Source organism: Proteus sp. fly-1013 (assembly GCF_040140245.1).
GTDB lineage: Bacteria > Pseudomonadota > Gammaproteobacteria > Enterobacterales > Enterobacteriaceae > Proteus > Proteus mirabilis_B.
Genome location: NZ_JBEEWD010000016.1, coordinates 1 through 25,278, shown reverse-complemented (window position 1 = coordinate 25,278; position 25,278 = coordinate 1). Strand labels below are relative to the sequence as shown.

Here is a 25,278-nt window from a genome sequence, read left to right as displayed (position 1 = left end):
ATCGTCGGTCAGTGGATGCGCATTATAGGGAGTTCTCGGATTAGCGCAAGTATTTATTTCAACTTTTTTTCTGTTCGTTCTCTTTTTGAACTTTGCGTCTATTTTTGATACAGAAAACATCTTTTGTGTGTAAAAAATATACGCTTTATCTTGTTATTGTCTATTCGGTATATTCTATCAATCACACCCTATTGCTCTACTTTCTCCTTTAGTATCGATTTTGATAGTCATGTAGCCTAAAAATCATTGCCCTCGCCAGCCACCCCCATCCACTGCTATGCTTTTCTTATTATAAAGTGAAACCAAGTACGAGGTTAAATTATGGGGAAATCAACAATCAGGAATTACTTACACCTTTCGCCTTCTATTGATAAAGATGTTTTTATTGATGAAACAGCAACTGTGATTGGAGATGTACGTATTAGTGAAGATGTCAGTATCTGGCCTATGGTTGTTATTCGTGGTGATGTGAATTACGTGAGTATTGGTAAAAGGTCAAATATTCAAGATGGTTCAGTTCTTCATGTCACTCACATCTCACCCAATGATCCTGAAGGTTTTCCTCTTATTATTGGTGATAATGTTACTGTTGGACACAAAGTAATGTTACACGGATGCACAATAGGAGATCGCGTTTTAGTCGGAATGGGTTCTATTTTACTTGATGGTGCAATTATTGAAGACGATGTAATGATTGGCGCAGGTAGTTTAGTTCCGCCAGGAAAGCGACTTGAAAGTGGTTTTCTTTATTTAGGGAGTCCAGTGAAAAAAATTCGCCCACTTTCATCAGCAGAAATAGAGCACTTTATCTATTCTGCTAATAATTATGTTGGATGGAAAAATAACTATTTACCTACTCATCTATCTGCCATTGATAAAGAATAGATAGGATAAAGAGTTGATAACTCATATTCCGTTACCAACTCTTCAAATTCTTCTTCAATGTCCCAACGATTTTGTTTAAATAATAAAATTCCTTCTCCAACACCAAAACGTTCAATAAGCTCTTGCTCTGTAATTTGACAATCAAAAAGCATTCCGTTGATCATTATAGGAAAAAGAACACTCCTATCCTCAGCTAGCCATATTTCACGATCTGGAAATTGAATGGACTGGTTCATTGATTCAATCTTTCTCTTAATATATTAAGGACGGGATTAATATCCGGCACAATTTCATACCACAGTTCAAGTGCATAAGCGGCTTGTCCTACTAACATACCTAATCCATCTGATAAACGCGTGCTTCCATGTTTTAACGCGTTATATAGAAATGATGTCATCCCTGTTTGATAATAAAGATCGTAGCACGCTGTATCAAAACCATAAACAGTGTTAGGAATAGGTGGTAAATCATTAGTCATGCTGGATGAAGAGGCATTTATAATTAAATCGTAATGTCTATCGGCAACATCTTCGACAGCTATTGCTCGGATCGTTCCAAATTGACTAAATTCTTTTACTAATTGTTCAGCTTTAGCAAATGTACGATTGGTTAAAGTAATATCACAATCAAAATCAAGTAATGGAAGCAATATTCCTCTTGTTGCGCCACCAGCACCGATAACTAAGACTGATTTAACCTTATTAGGCACAATAAAATCGAGTCTTGCTAAATCCAGAATAAGTCCTTGCCCATCAGTATTATCACCAAGGAGTGAGCCGTCTTCCAATTTAACAATAGAATTAACTGCACCACATGCTTTCGCTCTATCCGTTAATTTATCCACAAAGCGGAATGCATCTTCTTTAAAAGGAACAGTAACATTAGCACCTCGCCCCCCATTAGAAAAAAAATGCGAGGCTGTTTTATCAAATTCACCTAAAGGAACGAGTAAACGTCCATAGTCATACTCTATTCCTGTTTGTTTTGAAAAAAATTGGTGGATGAAAGGAGACTGACTATGCTCGATAGGATTTCCCATCACTAAATATTTTTCCATCACAATCACCCTTGTCGGTATAATTCACCCGTTAATGCATCTCGGATTTCAGAAGGATTCTGTCTACCTCCGACACTCCCTTCAACGATAGGAATTGTATCCTGAAACTGTGCTTTTACTTCTTCAACTGTACGACATGGTGGTAATCCACTTAAATTCGCACTCGTTGAAACTAAAGGTTTTCCATAGGCTAGGCAGAGTTCTTTAACAACTGTGTGGTCTGTTACTCTCACAGCTAAAGAAGTAAATTTTCCAGTTAGCCACTTTGGTGTCGTTGATTTGGCAGGAATAACCCATGTAACAGGTCCTGGCCAAGACGCAAACATTCTATCTCGCTGAGTTTGTGTCAATGCACTATCATCGATATAAGGTTTCAATTGCTCATAATTATCAGCAATTAAAATTAATCCTTTGTCAATTGAGCGTTGTTTTAACATTAATAATGCCATAACAGCATGTTCGCTATCAGGATCACAACCTACCCCAAATACGGCTTCTGTTGGATAGGCGATAACTTTATTATTTTTTAATGCTGCTATTATAGTGTTGCTTACAGGTGATACTTCGTTATTCATGTTCTTCTCTTTTTGTTTGTTGCTTTCCACATAATTTGCTGGCGCACACCAATCTTACTCCTTGAGAAGACCTTTTTTCCATCAATAATGGATAGTGGCAATGTTCACATTCACCATTAACAGGTTTGTTGTTTAATACAAATTGGCATTCTGGGTATTGGTTACAAGCATAAAATGTCTTACCAAACCTAGACTTACGTTGTAATAATTTTCCTTTTTCGCATTGAGGACAAGGTATGACGGTTTCATCAGGTTTATCAATTTGTTCTATATGTTCACATGCAGGATAATTACTACAACCAATAAACATCCCAAATTTACCTTGACGCAAAACTAAATCAGCGCCACAACACTTACAAGGTTGCCCTTCTAAGACTTTTATAATTTGCCCATCACCTTGTGATTTTAATGTTTTAATATAGTGGCAATCAGGGTAAGCCGAACATCCTAAAAAAGGGCCATGCCCTCCACTTTTCATCACTAATGCACTGCCACATTCAGGGCATTTTTCCTGTTCAGGTTGCTGTGTAAACGGCATATGCTTTGCCATTGTTTTACCTCATTACACTTATTCCAATCGAGTATAGCCACCAGCCACAATAGCGACTTTTTCAATAAGCTCAAGCTCTAATAAAAGAGGAGCTAATTCAGAAGTTGATAATCCACTATCCTGAGCAATGATATCAATGGGTACAGTTTTATTAAAACGTAGAAAAGGTAATATCACTTCCATCGCCTGCTGTTGTTCAGGTGTAAATTGTTCTACTTTAGCCTCTTGTTTTTCACTATTAATAAGTGTTGTATATTCTTCTGTGATTTGTTTTTGTTGATACTCATTAACACAAGTAAGCCACTGCAAAGAACTATTTAAATATTCAAAGATATCTTCAGGTGAAGATGTTAAATTTGCACCTTGCTTAATAAGTTGGTGATTACCTTCAAAATGAATATCACCCAATAGTCCCGGTAACACGAACAACTCTTTACCTTGTTGCAAAGCATAGTTTGCTGTTATTAAAGAACCGCTTTTAATTCCGGCTTCAATAATAAGTAGTGCAGCACTTAATCCACTAATAATTCGATTACGTTGAGGAAAATGACGCGCTAAAGGTGGAGTCATAGGTAAATGCTCAGAAATAAGAAGACCAGATTCTTTTATTTGTGTTGCAAGAGTACGATGAAATGACGGATAAATCTGCTCTAAACCACTCCCTAGTACAGCAATAGTAATACCATTATTTTTTAATGCACTTCGATGTCCAATACCATCAATACCTTGAGCTAACCCACTTGTAATAGTTAACTCTTTCTTTACTAGTTCCTGCGCAAAATAAGTTGCCCATTTGGAACCATATGGTGTAGCAACTCGACTACCAATTAATGCAATTTGTGTGCTTTTTAAATACTGCCTATTCCCTGCAACAAAAAGCAAAAGCGGGGGCGATGATATTTGCTTTAATAAAGGAGGATAATCTGAATCTGTTATCGTTAATAATGATGATTCGTTTTTATCTAACCATTTTAATGTATCGTTGACAGCATTTGCATGAAGTCTTAAGAATTGATGACTTTGCTGTTCTGACAGACCACAACCTATTAATAGCCCTTGATTTAATTGAGTTAAAGATTGTAGATACCTTGCAATTTGAATCGCTTTACTAATGGGGAGTCTTGAAACAGCATTAAGCCTTATCCATATTTCTCTAGCATCCATGCATTATCCTAATATTGTTTTTAGCAAACAGGGTGAGTGCTAAACACACCAAATACTGTCAATCTAGACAATAAATGTCTAGAATAGACGTTAAATCCTATTCACATTTTAGAAACAGTCCGAATAAATTATGGCAGTGTTACACGTATTACATTATCCAGACGAGCGCCTTCGCACGATTGCAAAGCCAGTCGAAAAAGTTGATGCCGAAATCCAAAAAATTGTCGATGATATGTTTGAAACAATGTATTTGGAAGAAGGCATCGGCTTAGCTGCGACACAGGTAAATATCCACCAGCGCATTATCGTCATTGATGTCTCTGAAACCAGGGATCAAAGACTGGTATTAATAAACCCAGAACTTCTTGATGCTGATGGCGATACAGGCATAGAAGAAGGCTGTTTGTCTATTCCGGAACAGCGTGCTTTTATTCCTCGTGCAGAGCATGTAAAAGTAAAAGCTCTTGATTACAATGGCCAACCTTTTGAGTTAGAGGCTGATGATTTATTAGCTATCTGTATTCAACATGAAATGGATCATTTAGTTGGTAAATTATTTGTGGATTATTTATCTCCATTAAAACGCCAACGCATCCGTCAAAAAGTTGAAAAACTCGATAAGCTAGATAAAAAAAGAGCTAAAGCAGGACAGTAACAGTTAAATTGAAACAGGAAGAAAACGTGTCTGATTCATTACGTATTATTTTTGCGGGAACACCCGATTTTGCGGCTCGACATTTAGCTGCATTGTTATCAACTCAACATCGTGTGGTGGGAGTACTCACTCCTCCAGATAAACCCGCAGGAAGAGGTAAGAAACTGACTATTAGCCCTGTTAAAGAACTGGCATTAACTCATAATATTCCTGTTTATCAGCCGGCATCTTTAAAACCAGAAGAGAACCATGAATGGATAGCAGCACAACAAGCCGACATTATGATTGTTGTCGCTTATGGCATGATCTTACCTAAAGCGGTTCTTGAAATACCGCGTTTAGGTTGCCTTAATGTGCATGGGTCTCTCCTTCCTAAATGGCGTGGTGCTGCACCAATTCAACGCTCATTGTGGGCAGGAGATAAAGAAACAGGTGTCACGATTATGCAAATGGATGTTGGCTTAGATACTGGCGATATGCTGTATAAAGCCTCGTGCCCAATTACGAGTGACGATACCAGTGCATCTCTTTATGAAAAGCTTGCGGAGCTTGGACCCAAGGCTCTAACAACTACGTTAGATCTCATTACCTCAGGTAAAATAAAAGCTGAAAAACAAGATGATAATTTAGCGAACTACGCACAAAAATTATCTAAAGAAGAAGCAAAAATTGATTGGTCATTATCAGCAGAACAGATTGAACGTTGCATAAGAGCATTCAATCCATGGCCAATGAGCTTTTTCATGTTAGACGAGCAACCTGTAAAAGTATGGAAAGCACAAGCTATTGCTGATGATACAGATCAACCAGCAGGGTCCTTATTAAAAGCAGATAAAACGGGTATTTATATTGCGACAGGTAACGGCATTCTAAATATCACTGAGTTGCAACCATCAGGTAAAAAACCTATGGCTTCTGCTGATTTCTTAAACTCCAAGCGAGATTGGTTCACTCCTGGAAAAATCATTCAATAATTATTCTAAACCCTGATACTAATACTATTATCAGGGTTTTCCTTTTTTCACGCCAATGTAGTACATCTCTGGCGCTCAATATTAAACGTTGATTCATCATGAAAACGTCATACAACTTACGTAGCATTGCAGCCAAAGCAATTAACCAAGTATTAGATCAAGGCTTATCTCTAAGCACAGTCATACCCGAACTTCAAAAAAATGTTTCAGACAAAGATAAAGCATTACTACAGGAACTTTGCTTTGGTGTATTACGTACATTGCCACAATTAGAATGGATTATTCAGCAACTCATGGATAAACCATTAAAAGGTAAACAACGCATTTTACACTACCTCATTATGGTTGGCTTATATCAACTTCTTTATACACGTATTCCTGCTCATGCTGCTCTAGCAGAAACGGTAAATGGCGCTGTCGCATTAAAAAAACCCCAGTTAAAAGGATTAATTAACGGTGTGTTGCGTCAGTTTCAACGTCAACAAGATATCCTAGATGAACGTTTTCAAAATAGTGAAAATCGTTTTCTCCATCCATCATGGCTACTTGCCCGTATTAAACAGGCTTATCCTGAACAATGGATAAATATTGTTGAAGGTAATAATCAAAAACCACCTATGTGGTTACGTGTAAATCAACGCCATCATTCACAAGAAGAATATTTAACATTACTTGAAAAGGAAGAAATTGCCGCTGTTGCTGATGACAGTCACCCTTTTGCAATCCGCTTAGAGGATCCATGTAACGTGAATCTTCTTCCTGGATTTGCTGATGGTTGGGTAACAGTTCAAGATCGTTCAGCTCAGCGTTGTGCTGAATTATTAGCGCCAGAAAATAAAGAACAGATCCTTGACTTATGTGCAGCACCGGGCGGTAAAACAACACATATTTTAGAGATAGCTCCTCAGGCTCAAGTATTAGCAATCGATATAGATGAGCAACGTTTGAAACGTGTACAAGAAAACCTTACACGTTTAAAACTTAATGCCGTCGTCAAAAGTGGTGATGGTCGTTATCCTGAACAATGGTGTGCGGGTATGCAATTTGACCGAATTCTCCTTGATGCACCATGCTCAGCAACAGGCGTTATCCGCCGTCATCCAGATATTAAGTGGCTTCGCCGTAATGACGACATTGAGCAATTAGCTCAAATTCAAAAAGAGATCCTTCACGCTATTTGGCCATACCTAAAATCTGGTGGTACGTTGGTCTATGCAACTTGCTCTATTTTACCTGAAGAGAATAAACAACAAGTTGAAGCATTTTTAGCGTCAACGAAAGATGCACAATGTGATTATCAGCACCAATGCTTGCCAGAAGAAGAAGGTGGCGATGGTTTCTTTTATGCATTGATCAAGAAAATACGATCTTGTGATAAAAGATGATATCAGATCTAAAAACCGCTACTATTTCAACGCAAGATCATCAAGATCTTGCGTTTCTTTTCTATTTGTTAATCGAATACTCTGAGAAATTACGATGAAAATTATTATCTTAGGCGCTGGTCAAGTAGGTGGTACTCTCGCTGAAAATCTTGTCGGGGAGAATAATGATATTACTGTCGTTGACACTAATGCAGATCGTTTGCGCCAACTTCAAGATAAATTCGATTTACGAGTAGTCAATGGGCATGGATCTCACCCAAGGATCTTACGAGAAGCCGGTGCTGAAGATGCAGATATGCTGGTTGCCGTCACCAACTCTGACGAAACCAATATGATAGCGTGCCAAGTTGCTTACACTCTGTTTAATACGCCCAACAAAGTTGCTCGGATACGTGCCTCTGAATTTGTTCGTGAAGCAGACAAACTCTTTCTCCCAGAAGCTATCCCCATTGATTATTTAATCTCTCCAGAGCATTTGGTTATTGATTATATTTATAAATTGATCCAATACCCAGGTGCCTTACAAGTTGTTAATTTTGCCGATGGCCAAGTCAGTATTGTTGCAGTAAAAGCGTATTATGGTGGTTCTCTCGTCGGAAATGCACTATCAACATTACGTGATCATATGCCACATATCGATACTCGCGTTGCTGCCATTTTTCGTCAAGACAGACCTATCCGGCCTCAAGGCTCCACAATCATCGAAGCAGGAGATGAAGTTTTCTTTGTCGTTGCATCTCAGCATATTCGTGCAGTAATGAGTGAATTACAGCGATTAGAAAAACCTTATAAACGCATTATGATTGTTGGTGGTGGTAATGTCGGTGCAGGTTTAGCGGCTAGATTAGAAAAAGATTATAGCGTCAAACTTATTGAACATAATCAGCAACGAGCAACAGAGCTTGCTGAACTACTCCATGACACCATCGTTTTCTATGGTGATGCATCAGATCAAGAACTTCTTGCTGAAGAACATATAGAACAAATCGATGTCTTTATCGCACTGACTAATGATGATGAAGCCAATATTATGTCAGCGATGCTGGCAAAAAGAATGGGTGCTAAAAAAGCAATGGTGCTTATTCAGCGTAGTGCTTATGTTGATTTAGTTCAAGGTGGGGTTATTGATATTGCAATATCACCACAACAAGCAACAATTTCTGCACTTTTAGGCCATGTTCGTAAAGCTGATATTGTTAGTGTTTCCTCATTACGACGAGGTGTTGCAGAAGCAATTGAAGCCGTTGCACATGGTGATGAAAATACATCAAAAGTTGTTGGTCGTCGTATACAAGATATAAAACTACCTCCTGGAACTATCATTGGTGCAATTGTTAGAGATCAAGATGTTATTATTGCGAACGCAAGTCACTCCATAGAACAAGGGGATCATGTGATTATGTTTATCACTGATAAAAAATATGTCCCTGAAGTAGAAAAGCTTTTCCAACCTAGCCCATTTTTCTTATAAAGACTACGTAGAAATAAGAATAATAGTAATTGTTACTTATAATGGTCTACTATTATCATGTTAGATACTATATTTTTACATAATAAATCTATGAATAGATAAATAAGGGGTGGTTATGTCTTTTTTCAAAGAGTTTCGTGAATTCGCAATGAAAGGCAACGTTGTCGACATGGCAGTCGGTGTCATCATTGGTGCAGCCTTCGGTAAGATTGTTTCATCATTAGTTGCTGATATTATTATGCCACCGCTAGGCTTGTTAATCGGTGGTATTGACTTCAAACAGTTTAGTCTTGTATTAAGAGATGCTAGTGGGGATGTACCGGCAGTTGTACTAAATTATGGCATGTTCATTCAAACTGTTTTTGACTTTGCCATTGTCGCATTTGCGATTTTCTGTGCAATCAAATTAATTAACAAGACACGTCGTCAGGCAGAAGAAGCACCTAAAGCACCACCGGCACCTTCCGCAGAAGAAACTCTATTAACAGAAATTCGTGATTTATTAAAAAATCAGCAAAAATAAAAACTAAAAGGCCAGTGATAACAATTGAAAAAATCTTTTGTTATCACTGGCCTCCCAGTTACCCTTCTTGTCATGTTTCGCTTTTCTCATATAACTTCCTTTTCCTTTCTTATTCTTTTCCACGCGTTGTCTAAATAGTGGATCATGAACAAGTGCTGCTAAGGCATTATCTTTAATAACACCTTTCTGGTGCTGATATTTGCTAGACATAAAAACCTCTTAAATTATTAAAGAACATAAAACGTAATGCGGTACAGATATTATTGCTTTGTGGCTCCAGATTCAAGTATTTCAAGAATAGAACAATAAGTACTTTCATGAGCACTACCACAACATGCATTACTTAACATCTTCAATGAATCTCGCATCTTTTCCATTTCTTTCAAGCGAATTTCAACTTCCGCAAGTCTTGCATCAACAATATGTTTTGATTCAACACAGGTGTGATGAGCGGGATCAACACGAATAGAAAGTAGCTCTGTAATCGCGTCTAATGTAAAGCCCAACTCTTTTGCATAACGAATAAAACGTAAACGTTGGAGATCTTTCTCTGTATATAAGCGATAACCGCCTTCTGTTCGCCTGTCATGATCCATCAATCCTTGTTTTTCATAAAAACGGATTGTATCTGTTGTCACATTCGCTAATTTTGCAACCTGCCCAATACGATACATGGATCATGCCCTCACTCTAAATGATGCATAAGCATAACAAATAATCAAAAAAATAGAATTGAAATATAGTGCGAAGCTTATCTTACCAAAATAGCAGTATGCTGAAATAACAGAAAATAAATATGATGTAACACAAGAGTAGGCAAAAAAGCATGGAATAACAAATAGAAAGATTAGGATATAGCTTGATAGATTATTTTTATAACGGTAGTTTCATAACTATCATTTTCGATAGATGTAAAAAAACCGGATTAAAAATCCGGTCTTTTTATTCGCTTCACTAAATAATAATTAAATTATTCAGCTGCTGCTTCTGTTTCAGAATCAGCACGGTCAACAAGCTCAATGTAAGCCATTGGAGCGTTGTCACCAGCACGGAAGCCACACTTCAGAATACGAGTGTAACCACCTGCACGGCTCGCAAAACGCGGACCTAATACTGTAAACAGTTTTGCCACGACTTCGTTATCACGAGTACGGGCGAATGCCAGACGACGATTAGCTACGCTGTCGGTCTTGGCAAGAGTAATCAGCGGCTCAACGACGCGACGCAGTTCTTTCGCTTTAGGCAAAGTTGTCTTGATTATCTCATGACGAACTAAAGAACCTGCCATGTTACGAAACATAGCCTGACGATGGCTGCTGTTGCGGTTCAATTGACGACCACTCTTACGATGGCGCATGACCTTATCCTTCTCAGTAAAACCTTAACCTGTGATCTTATTCATCAGCGATACTTGCAGGTGGCCAATTCTCAAGGCGCATGCCCAGAGATAAACCACGCGACGCCAGTACGTCTTTAATCTCAGTAAGAGATTTCTTACCAAGGTTAGGCGTCTTAAGTAATTCAACTTCAGTACGCTGTACCAGATCACCGATGTAGTGGATTGCTTCTGCCTTCAGACAGTTAGCAGAGCGGACAGTCAATTCAAGATCGTCTACTGGGCGCAGTAAGATAGGATCGAATTCTGGCTTCTCTTCTTTAACTTCTGGTTGACGAACATCACGTAAGTCAACAAAAGCTTCAAGCTGTTCAGCCAGGATAGTCGCTGCACGGCGAATCGATTCTTCTGGATCGATAGTACCGTTAGTTTCCATCTCGATAACCAGCTTATCCAAGTCGGTACGCTGTTCAACACGAGCTGCTTCCACATTATAAGCAATACGCTCAACTGGGCTATAGCACGCGTCTACTAAAAGGCGACCGATAGGGCGCTCATCTTCTTCCGAATGAATTCGGGCAGAAGCCGGCACATAACCACGACCACGCTGAACTTTGATACGCATATTAATAGATGCGTTCTCGTCTGTAAGGTGGCAGATAACGTGCTGCGGCTTGACGATTTCGACATCACCGTCATGGATGATATCGGCTGCAATAACAGGGCCAATGCCAGATTTGCTCAAAGTAAGAATAACTTCATCTTTACCATGAACTTTTACCGCCAACCCTTTAAGGTTGAGCAGTATTTCTAGGATATCTTCCTGAACACCTTCTTTGGTGCTGTACTCATGCAGTACACCATCAATCTCAACCTCTGTTACCGCACAACCCGGCATAGACGAAAGCAGAATACGGCGCAGTGCGTTACCAAGAGTATGGCCGAAGCCTCGCTCTAATGGCTCAAGGGTCACCTTGGCGTGCGTCGAACTGACTTGCTCGATATCAACCAGGCGCGGTTTTAGAAACTCTGTCACAGAACCCTGCATTGTGTCCTCTCTTTGGTGCTAAGCCTTACTTGGAGTAAAGCTCGACGATCAGGTGCTCGTTAATGTCAGCAGACAAGTCAGTACGTTCAGGAATACGTTTGAACACACCTTCCATCTTAGCAGCATCAACTTCCAGCCATGTTGGCTTTTCACGCTGTTCAGCCAGCTCTAAAGCAGCCTTGATACGAGACTGTTTTTTCGATTTTTCACGAACGCTGACTACGTCATTCGGGGAAACCTGATAAGAAGCAATGTTAACCACGCGACCATTTACCATGATTGCTTTATGGCTAACCATCTGACGTGCTTCTGCGCGAGTTGCGCCAAAGCCCATACGATAAACAACGTTATCCAGACGACCTTCCAGCAGAGTCAGCAGGTTTTCACCTGTGTTGCCTTTCAGACGAGTTGCTTCTTTGTAGTAGTTACGGAATTGACGTTCTAGAACACCGTAAATACGACGTACTTTTTGTTTTTCACGTAACTGAACACCGTAATCAGAAAGACGCGGTTTACGTGCGCCGTGCTGACCTGGTGCTTGTTCCAGTTTACACTTGGTGTCAATCGCCCGAACGCCAGATTTTAGAAATAAATCTGTACCTTCACGGCGGCTCAGCTTGAGCTTAGGACCCAAATATCTTGCCATTTTCTTTCTCCAACTTTCCTAAAAACGAAAACGTTATTAAACGCGACGTTTTTTCGGTGGACGACAACCGTTATGAGGAATCGGAGTCACATCAGTAATATTAGTGATGCGGAAACCAGCCGCGTTTAATGCACGGATAGTTGACTCACGACCAGGACCAGGTCCTTTAACCATAACTTCCAAGTTCTTAATTCCGTACTCTTTAACAGCTTCAGCGCAACGTTCTGCTGCAACCTGAGCCGCGAACGGAGTAGATTTACGAGAACCACGGAAACCGGAACCACCGGCAGTAGCCCAACCCAATGCGTTACCTTGACGATCGGTAATAGTAACGATTGTGTTGTTGAAAGAAGCATGGATATGAGCCACACCGTCAGAGACTTGTTTTCTTACACGCTTACGTGCACGAATAGGTGCTTTTGCCATTGTTCAAATACCCCGATTATTTCTTGATCGGCTTACGCGGACCCTTACGGGTACGTGCGTTAGTCTTAGTACGCTGACCGCGAACTGGTAGACCACGACGATGACGTAAACCACGGTAAGTACCAAGATCCATCAGACGTTTGATGCTCAGGGTAACTTCACGACGCAGATCACCTTCTACAACGTATTTGGCAACTTCGTCACGCAGCTTGTCGATTTGCTCTTCAGACAGCTCACTGATCTTAACATTTTCAGCAATACCAGCAGCTACACAGATAGCCTGTGAGCGGGTCTTACCGATACCGTAAATCGAAGTTAATGCGATTACAGTATGTTTATGATCAGGAATGTTAATGCCTGCTATACGGGCCACTATGCACTCCTAAATTAGCAGTTATACAGTACCATTCTGAAAAGCCCGTTTTCAGGATACTCAAACAATACTGTATATATTATAAAAGATTGGGCTGGCTAATTTAGCCAGCTCAACCGAACTTTGCAAGAAAAAAATGCAATAAATTAGCCTTGACGCTGTTTATGCTTAGGCTCGACGCTGCAAATTACACGCACGTGACCGTGACGTCTAACAATTTTGCAGTTACGGCACATTTTCTTGACGGAAGCACGAACTTTCATTTTTACTCTCCGTAACTTCTAAAACAAATCGCTTATCAGTAATTAACCTTTAAGATTTGCTTTTTTCAATGCAGACTCATACTGACTTGACATCAGGAGAGTTTGCACTTGAGCCATAAAATCCATGATGACCACAACCACGATTAAGAGGGAAGTACCACCAAAATAGAAAGGTACTTTCATTGCGTCACGCATGAACTCCGGGATGAGACAGATAAAGGTAATATACAAGGCACCGATTAAGGTTAAACGAGTCATTACTTTATCTATATATTTAGCCGTCTGCTCTCCCGGGCGAATTCCTGGTACAAATGCACCGGACTTCTTCAGGTTATCTGCCGTTTCTCTTGGGTTGAAAACCAACGCCGTATAGAAGAAACAGAAGAATATGATTGCAGCAGCGTATAGTAACACATAAATAGGTTGACCAGGCTGTAGATTTAAAGAAATCGTCGTCAGCCAACCCCACCCTGTACCATCGCCAAACCAAGAGGTTATTGTACCAGGAAACAGGATAATACTTGAAGCAAAAATTGCTGGTATAACACCCGCCATATTTACTTTAAGTGGTAGATGTGTACTTTGTGCCGCGTATATTCTACGCCCTTGTTGACGTTTTGCATAGTTAACAACGATACGACGTTGTCCTCTTTCTACAAAAACAACAAAGAAAGTAACCGCGAACACCAATACTGCAACCAACAATAACAGGAGGAAGTGCAGTTCGCCTTGCCGCGCCTGCTCGATGGTTTGACCAATGGCAGGCGGAAGACCTGCAACGATACCTGCAAAGATAATAATTGAGATACCGTTACCAATACCACGTTCAGTGATTTGCTCACCTAACCACATTAGGAACATTGTCCCAGTGACTAAGCTCACAACAGCCGTAATATAGAATGGTAGACCTGGATTAATTACCAGACCTTGCATTCCTGGCATATTCGGTAAGCCTGTTGCGATACCAATTGATTGGAATATCGCCAGCACCAAAGTACCATAACGGGTATATTGGCTGATCTTACGACGACCGGCCTCCCCTTCCTTCTTAATCTCTGCTAACCGAGGGTTAACCACTGATAAGAGTTGGATAATAATCGATGCCGAAATATAAGGCATGATACCCAGCGCAAAGATAGAAGCACGGCTAAGAGCACCACCAGAGAACATGTTAAACATTTCAATGATGGTGCCTTTTTGCTGATCGAGCAATTTGGCAAGCACAGTGGCATCAATACCAGGGATAGGAATAAAAGAGCCAATCCTAAAGACAATAAGTGCACCAAGAACAAACAAAAGTCTGCGTTTTAGTTCACCAACACCACCTTTAGCACTCTGAAAATCTAAACCTGGTTGTTTAGCCATCTGTCACTTATTCCTCAATTTTACCGCCAGCTGATTCGATTGCTGCACGGGCACCTTTGGTAACACGCAGACCACGAATAGTCACTGCACGGTTAACCTCGCCAGACAGAATTAATTTTGCAAATTCAATCTGTGGGCCAACAACGTTTGCGGCTTTCAGTGCATTCAGATCGATTACATCGCCTTCAACGTAAGCTAAATCAGACAGACGGATTTCCGCAGTCACGAATGATTTACGTGAAGTAAAACCAAATTTTGGTAAACGACGATATAAAGGCATCTGGCCGCCTTCAAAACCACGACGTACGCCACCGCCAGAACGAGATTTCTGACCTTTGTGACCACGGCCGCCAGTTTTACCTAAGCCAGAACCGATACCACGACCTACACGTTTAGGCGCATGCTTGGCACCTTCAGCCGGAGACAGAGTATTTAAACGCATCTCTTACTCCTCAACTTTAACCATATAGGAAACCAAGTTGATCATACCGCGAACTGCTGGTGTATCTTCGCGTTCTACAGTGTGACCGATGCGACGCAGACCTAAACCAGTCATAGTTGCCTTATGTTTAGGCAGACGGCCGATTAAGCTGCGTGTTTGAGTAATTTTAATAGTCTTAGCCATGGTCATTACCCCAGAATTTCTTCAACGGATTTACCACGCTTAGCTGCGACCATATCTGGAGACTTCATGCTATCTAAAGCGTCCAGTGTTGCACGAACCACGTTAATCGGGTTAGTGGAACCATAGGTTTTAGCCAGTACGTTACGAACGCCAGCCACTTCTAGAACTGCACGCATTGCACCACCTGCGATGATACCAGTACCTTCATGAGCAGGCTGCATAAATACGCGAGAGCCTGTGTGAGTACCTTTAACAGGGTGGAACAGAGTACCGTTGTTTAAAGCGACGGTTTTCATATTGCGACGGGCTTTTTCCATCGCTTTCTGGATTGCTGCCGGAACTTCGCGAGCTTTGCCATATCCAAAACCAACGCGGCCATTACCATCACCAACTACTGTAAGAGCGGTGAAGCTAAAGATACGACCACCTTTAACGGTTTTAGATACGCGGTTTACCGCGATCAGCTTTTCCTGCAGTTCGCCAGCTTGTTTCTCGATGTGAGCCATCTTACACTCCTACCTTAGAACTGAAGGCCAGCTTCACGGGCAGCATCTGCCAGTGCCTGGACTCGACCATGATATTGGAAACCGGAACGGTCAAATGATACTACTTTGATACCTTTTTCCAGAGCGCGTTCAGCAACAATTTTACCAACTACTGCTGCTGCTTCTTTGTTTCCAGTGTTTTTCAGTTGCTCAATGATAGCTTTTTCTGTAGTAGAAGCGGCCACCAAAGTTTCAGAACCGTTTGGTGCAATAACCTGCGCATAAATATGGCGAGGGGTACGGTGTACCACCAGGCGAGTCGCACCCAATTCCTGGAGCTTACGGCGTGCGCGGGTCGCACGACGGATACGAGCTGCTTTCTTATCCATAGTGTTACCTTACTTCTTCTTAGCCTCTTTGATACGCACAACTTCGTCGGCGTAACGAATACCTTTACCTTTATAAGGCTCAGGGCGACGGTAAGCACGCAGTTCAGCTGCTACTTGACCAATCACTTGCTTATCCGCACCTTTCAGTACGATTTCAGTTTGTGTTGGACATTCAGCAGTGATGCCTGCTGGCAGTTGGTGTTCCACTGGATGTGAAAAACCTACTGATAAGTTAACCGCATTGCCTTTAATAGACGCACGATAACCTACACCTACCAGTTGCAGTTTCTTAGTGAAGCCTTCGGTAACACCTACAACCATTGCATTTAACAGAGAACGAGTAGTACCCGCCTGTGCCCAAGCATCAGCAAAACCATCGCGAGGTGCGAAAGTTAAGTGGTTGTCAGCATGTTGAATTTCAACTGCATTATGGATAGTACGAGTTAGCTCGCCGTTTTTACCCTTAATCGTAATTACCTGACCGTTGAGTTTAACCTCTACGCCGGCAGGAATGACGACGGGTGCTTTTGCCACACGAGACATTCTTTCCTCCCGAATTAAGCTACGTAGCAGATAATCTCGCCACCAAGACCTGCTTGGCGAGCTGCACGATCAGTCATAACACCTTTTGAGGTAGAAACAACAGCGATGCCCAGTCCTGCCATAACTTGTGGCAGCTCATCTTTTCTTTTATAGATGCGCAGACTTGGACGGCTTACGCGCTGAATGCTTTCTACTACAGCCTTACCTTGGAAATATTTTAAAGTGATTTCCAGTTCTGGCTTAGTGTCGCCTTCAATTTTAAAATCTTCGATATAACCTTCTTCCTTAAGCACGTTGGCAATCGCCACTTTCAGCTTGGAGGAAGGCATTGTGACCGCAACTTTGTTCGCGGCCTGACCGTTACGGATACGGGTCAGCATATCCGCGATGGGATCTTGCATGCTCATCTGTCTTTACTCCCGTGATTCAATTATGGTAATTACCAGCTAGCCTTTCTAAGGCCCGGGATTTCACCGCGCATAGCGGCTTCACGGACTTTAATACGGCTGAGGCCAAATTTCCGCAGGAAACCGTGCGGACGTCCAGTTTGACGGCAGCGGTTACGCTGACGTGAAGGACTTGAATCACGTGGCATAGTTTGCAGTTTTAGAACAGCATTCCAACGATCTTCGTCAGACACGTTCACATCTGAAACGATAGCTTTCAGTTCTGCGCGTTTTGCGAAGAATTTCTCAGCTAAATTCGCACGTTTTACATCACGTGCTTTCATAGATTTCTTAGCCATGAATGCCCTGCCTTACTTGCGGAACGGGAAGTTAAACGCTGCTAACAGTGCGCGACCTTCATCATCTGATTTCGCAGTCGTAGTAATGGTAATATCCAAACCACGAACACGATCCACTTTATCGTAATCGATTTCAGGGAAGATGATTTGCTCACGTACGCCCATGCTGTAGTTACCACGTCCGTCAAATGACTTAGCGGATAAACCACGGAAGTCACGAATACGAGGTACAGCAATAGAGATCAAGCGTTCAAAGAACTCCCACATGCGTTCGCCACGCAGGGTCACTTTACAGCCGATCGGATAGCCCTGGCGGATTTTGAAGCCTGCAACAGATTTGCGTGCTTTGGTGATCAAAGGTTTTTGACCTGAGATTGCTGCTAAATCAGCTGCTGCATTGTCCAACAGTTTCTTATCAACAATCGCTTCACCAACACCCATATTCAGGGTGATCTTCTCGACCCGAGGGACTTGCATGACAGAATGGTAACCAAACTGAGACATCAGTTGTTGGACCACCTCGTCTTTGTAGTAATCATGCAGTTTCGCCATCGTATACTCCAAATTACTTGATAGTTTCTTTATTAGACTTGAAGAAACGAACTTTCTTACCGTCTTCAAATCTAAAACCTACACGGTCAGCCTTGCCGGTTGCCGCATTGAAAAGCGCAACGTTAGAAACTTGAATAAACGCTTCTTTTTCAACGATGCCACCTGGTTGATTCAGAGCCGGAACTGGCTTCTGATGTTTTTTAACCAGATTGATACCTTCAACGAGAACTTTACCAGAAGAAAGAACCTGTTTTACTTTACCGCGCTTACCTTTATCTTTACCAGTAAGAACGATAACTTCGTCATCACGACGGATTTTCGCTGCCATTGCCTGCTCCTTAGAGTACTTCAGGTGCCAGAGAGATTATTTTCATGAACTTCTCATTACGAAGTTCACGAGTAACCGGCCCAAAAATACGCGTACCAATAACTTGCTCGCTGTTGTTGTTTAACAATACACAAGCGTTGCTATCGAAGCGAATGACAGAACCGTCAGGGCGACGAACACCCTTCTTGGTGCGCACCACTACCGCTTTCAGTACATCACCTTTCTTAACTTTACCACGTGGAATTGCTTCCTTGATGGTAATTTTGATGATGTCACCTACATCTGCGTAGCGACGGTGCGAGCCACCTAGAACCTTGATACACATTACGCGACGTGCACCGGAGTTGTCGGCCACGTTCAGCATAGTCTGTTCTTGGATCATTTTAGTGCTCCGCTAAATGTCAACTACTACTGAGCCACTTCCACATTAGAAGAGGCCGTTCAATATCCCATAATACGAGGGAGCGGCATTATAACACCACATTCTCGATATGGACAGAAAAAATAAACGGCTCGTTCAGTTTTGAGCCGTTTATTTCGTACGAAAAGGCTATTTTATTACAGAACAGCTTTTTCTACAACGCGAACTAACGCCCAAGACTTAGTCTTAGACAGTGGACGTGTTTGACGAATTTCTACTACGTCACCAATTCCACATTCGTTGTTCTCGTCATGTACATGCAGTTTGGTCGTACGACGGATAAACTTACCATATAATGGGTGTTTAACCATACGATCGATAGCAACGACAATAGATTTCTCCATTTTGTCACTAACTACACGACCTTGCAGAGTACGGATTTTATCGGTCATTACGCACCCGCCTTCTCAGTCAGTAAAGTCTTAACGCGTGCGATATTACGACGCACTTGTTTCAACAGATGAGACTGTTGTAACTGACCACTTGCTGCCTGCATACGCAGGTTAAACTGCTCACGCAGTAAGTTCAGCAGTTCTGTGTTCAGCTCTTCAACGCTCTTTTCGCGCAGCTCTTTTGCTTTCATTACATCACCGTCTTAGTTACAAAGGTGGTTTTGATAGGCAGTTTTGCTGCCGCCAGCTTGAATGCTTCACGGGCCAGTTCTTCAGGCACACCATCCATTTCATACAGGACTTTACCTGGCTGGATTAAGGCAACCCAATACTCAACGTTACCTTTACCTTTACCCATACGGACTTCGAGCGGCTTTTCAGTGATTGGTTTGTCTGGGAACACACGGATCCAGATTTTACCCTGACGCTTAACTGCACGGGTCATTGCACGACGTGCCGCTTCGATCTGACGTGCAGTCAGACGACCACGGCCCACAGCTTTAAGACCGTAAGTCCCGAAGCTTACATCCGCACCAGCAGCTAAGCCACGGTTGCGGCCTTTGTGCACTTTACGGAATTTTGTACGCTTTGGTTGTAACATCAGCGACTCTCCTTACTTGCGGCCTTTACGCTGCTGCTTTTTAGGTTGAGCAGCCGGTTTTTCCGCCTGTTCAACTGCAGCCATACCACCCAGGATCTCACCTTTGAAGATCCATACCTTAACGCCGAGCACACCATAAGTGGTTTGTGCTTCTGAGGTATTGTAGTCGATATCTGCACGCAGAGTGTGCAGAGGTACACGACCTTCACGATACCATTCAGTACGAGCGATTTCAGCGCCGCCTAAGCGACCACTTACTTCCACTTTAATACCTTTAGCGCCTAAACGCATAGCGTTCTGTACCGCACGCTTCATAGCACGACGGAACATAACACGACGTTCCAGCTGTGAAGTGATGCTGTCAGCAACTAATTTTGCGTCCAGTTCAGGTTTACGTACTTCGGCGATATTAATTTGCGCAGGAACGCCAGCGATATCCGCTACGTTTTTGCGCAGTTTTTCAACATCTTCACCTTTTTTACCGATAACGATGCCTGGGCGAGCAGTGTGAATAGTCACACGGATGCTTTTCGCAGGACGTTCGATAACGATACGAGATACAGATGCTTTAGCCAGTTCTTTAGTTAAGTACTGACGTACTTTAAAGTCGCTGTCTAGGTTGTCAGCGAATTCATTGGTACCCGCATACCATGTGGAATTCCAAGGCTTGACAATGCCAAGGCGGATACCATTAGGATGTACTTTTTGACCCATTGCTAGTCTCCAGAGTCTCAGCGATCAGACACAACCACAGTGATGTGGCTGGTGCGCTTCAGAATACGATCTGCACGGCCTTTTGCACGAGGCATAATGCGCTTCATAGAAGGACCTTCGTCAACAAAGATCTTAGCTACTTTCAGATCATCAATGTCAGCGCCATCGTTGTGTTCTGCATTAGCAATAGCAGACTCCAGTACTTTCTTCACTAAACCAGCGGCTTTCTTGTTGGTAAAGGTTAAAATTTCCAGAGCTTGCGACACTTTCTTACCGCGAATCAGGTCAGCTACCAAGCGAACCTTCTGAGCAGAAGAACGAGCGTGGCGATGCATAGCGATAGTTTCCATCTCTTCCTCCTACCTTATTTTTTCTTAGCCTTTTTATCGGCTGCATGACCGCGATAAGTACGGGTCGGCGCGAATTCACCCAGTTTGTGACCAACCATTTCGTCGGAAACGTAAACTGGAACATGCTGACGACCATTATGGACAGCGATGGTCAAACCGATCATGTTAGGAAAGATCGTTGAACGACGGGACCAAGTCTTAACAGGCTTTTTGTCACCGCTTTCCACCGCTTTCTCTACCTTCTTCAGCAAGTGCAGGTCAATGAAAGGACCTTTCTTGAGAGAACGTGGCATGGCTTATCCTCTAATTATTTCTTAGTACGACGATGAACGATGAAATGTTCAGTGCGTTTGTTTTTACGAGTCTTCTTACCTTTGGTTTGAACGCCCCAAGGTGTTACTGGGTGTTTACCAAAGTTACGACCTTCACCACCACCATGTGGGTGATCGACTGGGTTCATCGCAGTACCGCGAACGGTAGGACGAATACCACGCCAGCGACTTGCACCAGCTTTACCCAGAACGCGTAACATGTGCTCAGAGTTGCCAACTTCACCGATAGTTGCACGGCAATCAGAAGGAACTTTACGCATTTCACCAGAACGCAGACGAATAGTGACATAAGCACCATCACGAGCAACGATCTGAACGTAAGTACCAGCTGAACGAGCTAACTGACCACCTTTACCTGGTTTCATTTCTACGTTATGAACTGTAGAACCAACCGGGATATTACGCATTGGTAAGGTGTTACCCGCTTTGATAGCAGCATCAACGCCAGACTGAACTTTATCACCCGCTTTCAGGCCTTTTGGAGCCAGAATGTAGCGACGTTCACCATCAGCATACAGCACTAAAGCGATGTTAGCTGAACGGTTTGGATCATATTCCAGACGTTCTACTGTCGCAGGGATACCATCTTTGTTGCGTTTGAAGTCAACAATACGGTAAGCCTGTTTGTGACCACCACCGATATGACGGGTAGTGATACGACCATTGTTGTTACGACCACCGGACTTGCTGTTTTTTTCCAGCAATGGCGCATAAGGTTTCCCTTTATGCAGCTCAGGGTTTACCACTTTAACTACGTGGCGACGGCCCGGAGACGTAGGTTTACATTTAACAATTGCCATTGTTCTTTACTCCTCCGACTTACTCAGCGCCGCCGACGAAGTCCAGATTCTGGCCTTCCTTCAGGGTTACGTAAGCTTTTTTCCAGTCGCTACGACGACCAATACGCTGACCGTGACGTTTCACTTTGCCTTTCATCAGCAGAGTGTTAACACTTTCAACTTCGACTTCAAACAGTTTTTGTACAGCTGCTTTAATCTCTGCTTTGGTCGCGTCTTTAGCAACTTTGAGAACGATGGTATTTGATTTTTCCATCGCGATAGAAGCTTTTTCAGATACATGCGGCGCGCGCAGTACTTTCAGCAGACGTTCTTCACGGATCATGCCAGCATCTCCTCAACTTGCTTCACAGCGTCAGCAGTCATGACGACTTTGTCGAAGGCGATTAAGCTAACAGGGTCGATTGTTGCTGCATCACGTACGTCAACTTTATATAAGTTACGTGCTGCTAAATACAGATTCTCATCTACATCAGCAGTGACGATCAGAACATCAACCAGAGCCATATCTTTCAGTTTCTGTGCTAAAAGTTTAGTTTTAGGCGCTTCAACAGAAAAATTCTCTACGACGATCAGACGATCTTGACGTACCAATTCAGACAGAATGCTCTTCAGAGCACCACGGTACATCTTTTTGTTTACTTTTTGACTGTGGTCCTGTGGTTTAGCTGCGAAGCTAACACCACCAGAGCGCCAAATTGGGCTCTTGATTGAACCTGAACGTGCACGACCTGTACCTTTCTGTCTCCAAGGCTTTTTGCCTGAACCAGAAACTTCAGCACGGGTTTTCTGAGCACGAGTACCTTGACGAGCACCAGCAGCGTATGCAACGACTACTTGATGCACAAGCGCTTCGTTAAAGTCACGCCCGAAGGTAGTTTCGGAAACAGTCAGCGCGCCTTGCGCGTCTTTCATTACCAATTCCATTCCTATCTCCTCGACGTTACGCCTTGACAGCTGGTTTAACGATCAGGTCACTGCCAGTTGCACCTGGAACAGCACCTTTGACCAGCAGCAGGTTGCGCTCAGCGTCAACACGTACTACTTCCAGGCTCTGAACGGTAACTTGTTCGTTACCCAGTTGACCTGCCATTTTCTTGCCTTTAAACACCTTACCCGGAGTCTGGTTCTGACCGATAGAACCCGGAACACGGTGAGACAAGGAGTTACCATGGGTAGCATCTTGAGTACGGAAGTTCCAGCGCTTTACAGTACCGGCAAAACCTTTACCTTTAGATGTTCCAGTAACGTCGACTTTTTTAACGTCAGCGAAAATTTCTACGCTAATGCTTTGACCTACAGTGTATTCTTCGCCTTCATTCAGACGGAATTCACGTAGTAAGCGGCCAGCTTCAACACCAGCTTTAGCAAAATGCCCTGCTTCAGGTTTCAGTACACGGTTAGCTTTTTTGCTACCAGTAGTCACCTGAATGGCACGATAACCGTCTTTCTCCAGATCTCTGACCTGAGTAACACGGTTGTTTTCAATTTCGATAACGGTTACAGGGATTGAAACGCCATCTTCAGTGAAGATACGAGTCATTCCTACTTTCTTACCGACTAAACCAATCATTGTTTCAACCTCTCAATCGCTTGATGACCTGATTAACCTAGGCTGATCTGCACGTCTACGCCGGCAGCCAGATCCAGACGCATCAGAGCATCAACGGTTTTCTCGGTTGGCTCAACGATGTCAACCAGACGTTTGTGAGTGCGAATTTCATACTGATCACGCGCATCTTTATTAACGTGCGGAGAAATCAACACTGTGAAACGCTCTTTGCGAGTCGGCAGTGGGATTGGACCACGAACTTGCGCACCAGTGCGCTTAGCAGTCTCTACGATTTCCGCAGTTGATTGATCAATCAGACGATGATCAAAAGCTTTCAGGCGGATACGGATTCTTTGGTTCTGCATGAGACCAGAGCTCCAACTATTTTTTATAAACGTAAATGATCACTACTCGTACCCATTTCGATTGATGAGAGAGTGTAATCGTTCTGCATATAACTCCCCAATCGGGAGTATTATATTAATGCAATATAAAATCTGCATTAGCTGATAAATCAGCCTCACTAAATCAGTGAGCCTGCGCATTATACTTGCCTGAGTGATGAAATCAAGCCAAGAATAAAAAATCAGCGATAAAAATTCGTTTTATCTTTTCAAAAATAAAAAAAGCAAAGGCACCTTTATTACCTTTGCTTTAAAAAACATCTAATAATCCACTAACGAAGGTGAATTATTCTTTTCTGTATGAGCCAAATTACTCTTCAATAATTTGAGCTTGTAGATAATTTTGAAGTCCCATGCGTTCGATAAGTTCAAGCTGGGTTTCTATCCAATCAATGTGCCCTTCTTCATCGGTTAGAATTTCTAGCATGAGATCGCGGCTGACATAATCATGAATTGAATCTGCGTAAGCAATGGCTTCACGTAAATCTTTGGCACCGCCTAATTCTAATTCCAAATCAGAACGTAGCATCTCTTCAACATCTTCACCGATGTTTAATTTGCCTAAATCTTGTAAATTTGGAATGCCTTCAAGGAACAAGATACGCTCGATATATTTATCTGCGTGTTTCATCTCATCTATGGATTCATGATATTCCATTTCATTGAGACGTGTGAGTCCCCAATTCTTGAACATTCGGGCATGTAGGAAATACTGATTAATTGCAACAAGCTCACCACCTAATAACTTATTAAGGTGGGCTATCATTTTTTTATCACCTTTCATTTTTATGCTCCTTTGCTTCCAGTCTTTTCAGTGTAGACCTTTTATACAAAGAGGAGAGAAAGGAAATTTAAAATTTGTTATGCAACTTCAGAAATTTGTGGGTAAAGAGCTGATTGCTCATTTTCGATAAGTTGACGGGCTTGACGTACGCACTTACCGCAACAACTTCCAACGGGTAAGATCTTGCGTAATTCATTAATAGTGTGGATTTGATGTTTATGGACAGTTGAGATAATTTTTTTATCACTCACACCGTGGCAAAGACATACGTACATAATAACAACCTCATTAACTACTCACGAACAAGATAGTAAATGATAATTATTATGATTTCAATTTCTATTTATTTGACTTAAGTGTTTTTACTTATCCACATTATCAGCGATGATGCCGGAAAAACCATGAATACTTTACTACGATTTAAAATATCTAATCTTCAGATACAAAAAAGGGCATCTTACGATGCCCTCTTCATGCATAAATCTATCAGGAATTAACCTAATACTTTAGCAACAACGCCCGCACCTACTGTACGGCCACCTTCACGGATAGCGAAACGTAAACCGTC

44 protein-coding genes are annotated in these 25,278 nt (G+C 42.2%); 6 read left to right on the top strand and 38 right to left on the bottom strand.

Features of this window, described 5'->3' with window-relative positions; all coding sequences use genetic code 11:
- Positions 1–321: 321 nt before the first annotated feature.
- Positions 322–885, top strand: a complete 564-nt coding sequence (locus tag ABN236_RS19165) for a gamma carbonic anhydrase family protein (protein ID WP_088494051.1) — start codon at positions 322–324, stop codon at positions 883–885.
- Here the strand turns inward: ABN236_RS19165 and ABN236_RS19160 are convergent.
- The 5 genes from ABN236_RS19160 to dprA are packed head-to-tail and all read right to left on the bottom strand — an operon-like array spanning position 858 to position 4,231.
- Complete coding sequence (locus ABN236_RS19160) at positions 858–1,121, bottom strand: DUF1488 family protein (RefSeq protein ID WP_088494052.1); 264 nt, start codon at positions 1,119–1,121, stop codon at positions 858–860. The genes ABN236_RS19165 and ABN236_RS19160 overlap by 28 nt on opposite strands.
- Positions 1,118–1,942, bottom strand: a complete 825-nt coding sequence (aroE, locus tag ABN236_RS19155; protein WP_349474712.1) for a shikimate dehydrogenase — start codon at positions 1,940–1,942, stop codon at positions 1,118–1,120. Before aroE ends, ABN236_RS19160 begins: the two co-directional genes overlap by 4 nt.
- 5 nt (positions 1,943–1,947) lie before the next feature.
- Positions 1,948–2,517 (bottom strand): L-threonylcarbamoyladenylate synthase type 1 TsaC, encoded by a 570-nt coding sequence (gene tsaC, locus ABN236_RS19150; RefSeq protein WP_311755836.1) that lies wholly within the window; start codon positions 2,515–2,517, stop codon positions 1,948–1,950.
- Positions 2,510–3,067: a DNA topoisomerase family protein gene (locus ABN236_RS19145; protein ID WP_349474711.1), complete on the bottom strand. Its 558-nt coding sequence runs from the start codon at positions 3,065–3,067 to the stop codon at positions 2,510–2,512. The genes tsaC and ABN236_RS19145 overlap by 8 nt, the downstream gene beginning before the upstream one ends.
- Positions 3,068–3,085: 18 nt before the next feature.
- The gene (gene dprA / locus ABN236_RS19140) at positions 3,086–4,231 is read right to left on the bottom strand and encodes a DNA-processing protein DprA (protein ID WP_349474709.1); all 1,146 of its coding nucleotides are present in this window, start codon (positions 4,229–4,231) and stop codon (positions 3,086–3,088) included.
- Between the two features lie 130 nt (positions 4,232–4,361).
- On the opposite strand from dprA, the gene def reads away from it, so the two are divergent.
- The 5 genes from def to mscL all read left to right on the top strand — a co-directional run bounded on the left by def (position 4,362) and on the right by mscL (position 9,239).
- Positions 4,362–4,886 carry a peptide deformylase gene (gene def, locus ABN236_RS19135; protein ID WP_088494057.1) on the top strand — a complete coding sequence of 175 codons (525 nt, stop codon included), beginning with the start codon at positions 4,362–4,364 and terminating at the stop codon, positions 4,884–4,886.
- A gap of 26 nt (positions 4,887–4,912) precedes the next feature.
- Positions 4,913–5,860: a methionyl-tRNA formyltransferase gene (fmt, locus tag ABN236_RS19130; protein WP_349474708.1), complete on the top strand. Its 948-nt coding sequence runs from the start codon at positions 4,913–4,915 to the stop codon at positions 5,858–5,860.
- A gap of 98 nt (positions 5,861–5,958) precedes the next feature.
- On the top strand, positions 5,959–7,245 hold the full coding sequence (gene rsmB / locus ABN236_RS19125; RefSeq protein WP_349474706.1) for a 16S rRNA (cytosine(967)-C(5))-methyltransferase RsmB: 1,287 nt from the start codon (positions 5,959–5,961) through the stop codon (positions 7,243–7,245).
- A 94-nt stretch (positions 7,246–7,339) separates the two neighbouring features.
- A complete protein-coding gene (gene trkA, locus ABN236_RS19120; RefSeq protein WP_023583477.1) occupies positions 7,340–8,716 on the top strand; it encodes a Trk system potassium transporter TrkA in 1,377 nt (458 codons plus the stop codon).
- Positions 8,717–8,831: 115 nt separating this feature from the next.
- Positions 8,832–9,239 (top strand): large-conductance mechanosensitive channel protein MscL, encoded by a 408-nt coding sequence (gene mscL / locus ABN236_RS19115; protein ID WP_023583476.1) that lies wholly within the window; start codon positions 8,832–8,834, stop codon positions 9,237–9,239.
- A gap of 3 nt (positions 9,240–9,242) precedes the next feature.
- Here mscL and ABN236_RS19110 read toward each other — a convergent pair whose 3' ends face one another.
- The 33 genes from ABN236_RS19110 to ABN236_RS18950 all read right to left on the bottom strand — a co-directional run.
- A complete protein-coding gene (locus ABN236_RS19110; RefSeq protein ID WP_023583475.1) occupies positions 9,243–9,449 on the bottom strand; it encodes an alternative ribosome-rescue factor A in 207 nt (68 codons plus the stop codon).
- A 50-nt stretch (positions 9,450–9,499) separates the two neighbouring features.
- Entirely contained in the window at positions 9,500–9,913 is a 414-nt protein-coding gene (gene zntR, locus ABN236_RS19105; RefSeq protein ID WP_165121900.1) for a Zn(2+)-responsive transcriptional regulator, read from the bottom strand.
- 296 nt (positions 9,914–10,209) lie between these two features.
- A complete protein-coding gene (rplQ, locus tag ABN236_RS19100) occupies positions 10,210–10,596 on the bottom strand; it encodes a 50S ribosomal protein L17 (protein WP_004246940.1) in 387 nt (128 codons plus the stop codon).
- Positions 10,597–10,633: 37 nt separating this feature from the next.
- Positions 10,634–11,623, bottom strand: coding sequence for a DNA-directed RNA polymerase subunit alpha (locus ABN236_RS19095; RefSeq protein ID WP_006535513.1), 990 nt, complete (start codon positions 11,621–11,623; stop codon positions 10,634–10,636).
- 25 nt (positions 11,624–11,648) lie between these two features.
- Entirely contained in the window at positions 11,649–12,269 is a 621-nt protein-coding gene (rpsD, locus tag ABN236_RS19090; RefSeq protein WP_004246942.1) for a 30S ribosomal protein S4, read from the bottom strand.
- Positions 12,270–12,305: 36 nt separating this feature from the next.
- Positions 12,306–12,695, bottom strand: coding sequence for a 30S ribosomal protein S11 (gene rpsK, locus ABN236_RS19085; RefSeq protein WP_002919257.1), 390 nt, complete (start codon positions 12,693–12,695; stop codon positions 12,306–12,308).
- Between the two features lie 16 nt (positions 12,696–12,711).
- Positions 12,712–13,068, bottom strand: a complete 357-nt coding sequence (gene rpsM / locus ABN236_RS19080) for a 30S ribosomal protein S13 (protein ID WP_036914623.1) — start codon at positions 13,066–13,068, stop codon at positions 12,712–12,714.
- Between the two features lie 146 nt (positions 13,069–13,214).
- Positions 13,215–13,331: a 50S ribosomal protein L36 gene (rpmJ, locus tag ABN236_RS19075; RefSeq protein WP_071788572.1), complete on the bottom strand. Its 117-nt coding sequence runs from the start codon at positions 13,329–13,331 to the stop codon at positions 13,215–13,217.
- Between the two features lie 42 nt (positions 13,332–13,373).
- Complete coding sequence (gene secY / locus ABN236_RS19070) at positions 13,374–14,696, bottom strand: preprotein translocase subunit SecY (RefSeq protein ID WP_006535510.1); 1,323 nt, start codon at positions 14,694–14,696, stop codon at positions 13,374–13,376.
- 7 nt (positions 14,697–14,703) lie between these two features.
- A complete protein-coding gene (gene rplO, locus ABN236_RS19065; protein WP_004246944.1) occupies positions 14,704–15,138 on the bottom strand; it encodes a 50S ribosomal protein L15 in 435 nt (144 codons plus the stop codon).
- A 3-nt stretch (positions 15,139–15,141) separates the two neighbouring features.
- Entirely contained in the window at positions 15,142–15,321 is a 180-nt protein-coding gene (rpmD, locus tag ABN236_RS19060; protein WP_036914634.1) for a 50S ribosomal protein L30, read from the bottom strand.
- Between the two features lie 5 nt (positions 15,322–15,326).
- The gene (gene rpsE, locus ABN236_RS19055) at positions 15,327–15,827 is read right to left on the bottom strand and encodes a 30S ribosomal protein S5 (RefSeq protein ID WP_023583472.1); all 501 of its coding nucleotides are present in this window, start codon (positions 15,825–15,827) and stop codon (positions 15,327–15,329) included.
- Positions 15,828–15,841: 14 nt separating this feature from the next.
- The gene (rplR, locus tag ABN236_RS19050; protein ID WP_023583471.1) at positions 15,842–16,195 is read right to left on the bottom strand and encodes a 50S ribosomal protein L18; all 354 of its coding nucleotides are present in this window, start codon (positions 16,193–16,195) and stop codon (positions 15,842–15,844) included.
- 9 nt (positions 16,196–16,204) lie between these two features.
- Positions 16,205–16,738 (bottom strand): 50S ribosomal protein L6, encoded by a 534-nt coding sequence (gene rplF / locus ABN236_RS19045; RefSeq protein ID WP_023583470.1) that lies wholly within the window; start codon positions 16,736–16,738, stop codon positions 16,205–16,207.
- Positions 16,739–16,752: 14 nt separating this feature from the next.
- Positions 16,753–17,145 (bottom strand): 30S ribosomal protein S8, encoded by a 393-nt coding sequence (gene rpsH, locus ABN236_RS19040; protein ID WP_004246950.1) that lies wholly within the window; start codon positions 17,143–17,145, stop codon positions 16,753–16,755.
- A 32-nt stretch (positions 17,146–17,177) separates the two neighbouring features.
- A complete protein-coding gene (gene rpsN / locus ABN236_RS19035) occupies positions 17,178–17,483 on the bottom strand; it encodes a 30S ribosomal protein S14 (RefSeq protein WP_006535503.1) in 306 nt (101 codons plus the stop codon).
- A 12-nt stretch (positions 17,484–17,495) separates the two neighbouring features.
- The gene (gene rplE, locus ABN236_RS19030) at positions 17,496–18,035 is read right to left on the bottom strand and encodes a 50S ribosomal protein L5 (RefSeq protein WP_075674041.1); all 540 of its coding nucleotides are present in this window, start codon (positions 18,033–18,035) and stop codon (positions 17,496–17,498) included.
- A gap of 13 nt (positions 18,036–18,048) precedes the next feature.
- Positions 18,049–18,363 carry a 50S ribosomal protein L24 gene (gene rplX / locus ABN236_RS19025; RefSeq protein WP_075674042.1) on the bottom strand — a complete coding sequence of 105 codons (315 nt, stop codon included), beginning with the start codon at positions 18,361–18,363 and terminating at the stop codon, positions 18,049–18,051.
- A 10-nt stretch (positions 18,364–18,373) separates the two neighbouring features.
- Positions 18,374–18,745, bottom strand: coding sequence for a 50S ribosomal protein L14 (rplN, locus tag ABN236_RS19020; RefSeq protein WP_004246955.1), 372 nt, complete (start codon positions 18,743–18,745; stop codon positions 18,374–18,376).
- Between the two features lie 176 nt (positions 18,746–18,921).
- Positions 18,922–19,176, bottom strand: a complete 255-nt coding sequence (rpsQ, locus tag ABN236_RS19015) for a 30S ribosomal protein S17 (protein WP_023583468.1) — start codon at positions 19,174–19,176, stop codon at positions 18,922–18,924.
- Positions 19,176–19,367, bottom strand: coding sequence for a 50S ribosomal protein L29 (rpmC, locus tag ABN236_RS19010; RefSeq protein ID WP_004238624.1), 192 nt, complete (start codon positions 19,365–19,367; stop codon positions 19,176–19,178). Before rpmC ends, rpsQ begins: the two co-directional genes overlap by 1 nt.
- A complete protein-coding gene (gene rplP / locus ABN236_RS19005; RefSeq protein ID WP_006535500.1) occupies positions 19,367–19,777 on the bottom strand; it encodes a 50S ribosomal protein L16 in 411 nt (136 codons plus the stop codon). The genes rpmC and rplP overlap by 1 nt, the downstream gene beginning before the upstream one ends.
- Positions 19,778–19,789: 12 nt before the next feature.
- Positions 19,790–20,491 (bottom strand): 30S ribosomal protein S3, encoded by a 702-nt coding sequence (gene rpsC / locus ABN236_RS19000; RefSeq protein WP_023583467.1) that lies wholly within the window; start codon positions 20,489–20,491, stop codon positions 19,790–19,792.
- 17 nt (positions 20,492–20,508) lie between these two features.
- Complete coding sequence (rplV, locus tag ABN236_RS18995) at positions 20,509–20,841, bottom strand: 50S ribosomal protein L22 (RefSeq protein WP_006535498.1); 333 nt, start codon at positions 20,839–20,841, stop codon at positions 20,509–20,511.
- Between the two features lie 14 nt (positions 20,842–20,855).
- Positions 20,856–21,134: a 30S ribosomal protein S19 gene (rpsS, locus tag ABN236_RS18990; protein WP_004246960.1), complete on the bottom strand. Its 279-nt coding sequence runs from the start codon at positions 21,132–21,134 to the stop codon at positions 20,856–20,858.
- A gap of 14 nt (positions 21,135–21,148) precedes the next feature.
- The gene (gene rplB / locus ABN236_RS18985; RefSeq protein ID WP_006535497.1) at positions 21,149–21,973 is read right to left on the bottom strand and encodes a 50S ribosomal protein L2; all 825 of its coding nucleotides are present in this window, start codon (positions 21,971–21,973) and stop codon (positions 21,149–21,151) included.
- 19 nt (positions 21,974–21,992) lie between these two features.
- Positions 21,993–22,295 carry a 50S ribosomal protein L23 gene (gene rplW / locus ABN236_RS18980; RefSeq protein WP_004246962.1) on the bottom strand — a complete coding sequence of 101 codons (303 nt, stop codon included), beginning with the start codon at positions 22,293–22,295 and terminating at the stop codon, positions 21,993–21,995.
- Entirely contained in the window at positions 22,292–22,897 is a 606-nt protein-coding gene (gene rplD / locus ABN236_RS18975) for a 50S ribosomal protein L4 (protein WP_088494062.1), read from the bottom strand. Before rplD ends, rplW begins: the two co-directional genes overlap by 4 nt.
- A gap of 16 nt (positions 22,898–22,913) precedes the next feature.
- Complete coding sequence (gene rplC / locus ABN236_RS18970; RefSeq protein WP_023583465.1) at positions 22,914–23,543, bottom strand: 50S ribosomal protein L3; 630 nt, start codon at positions 23,541–23,543, stop codon at positions 22,914–22,916.
- A 32-nt stretch (positions 23,544–23,575) separates the two neighbouring features.
- Positions 23,576–23,887 carry a 30S ribosomal protein S10 gene (rpsJ, locus tag ABN236_RS18965; RefSeq protein ID WP_001181005.1) on the bottom strand — a complete coding sequence of 104 codons (312 nt, stop codon included), beginning with the start codon at positions 23,885–23,887 and terminating at the stop codon, positions 23,576–23,578.
- A gap of 349 nt (positions 23,888–24,236) precedes the next feature.
- The gene (bfr, locus tag ABN236_RS18960) at positions 24,237–24,710 is read right to left on the bottom strand and encodes a bacterioferritin (RefSeq protein WP_075674372.1); all 474 of its coding nucleotides are present in this window, start codon (positions 24,708–24,710) and stop codon (positions 24,237–24,239) included.
- Positions 24,711–24,787: 77 nt separating this feature from the next.
- Complete coding sequence (gene bfd / locus ABN236_RS18955) at positions 24,788–24,985, bottom strand: bacterioferritin-associated ferredoxin (RefSeq protein WP_088494063.1); 198 nt, start codon at positions 24,983–24,985, stop codon at positions 24,788–24,790.
- Positions 24,986–25,203: 218 nt separating this feature from the next.
- Positions 25,204–25,278 (bottom strand): EF-Tu C-terminal domain-related protein (locus tag ABN236_RS18950; protein WP_072077167.1); only part of this gene is annotated, 75 nt, incomplete at its 5' end.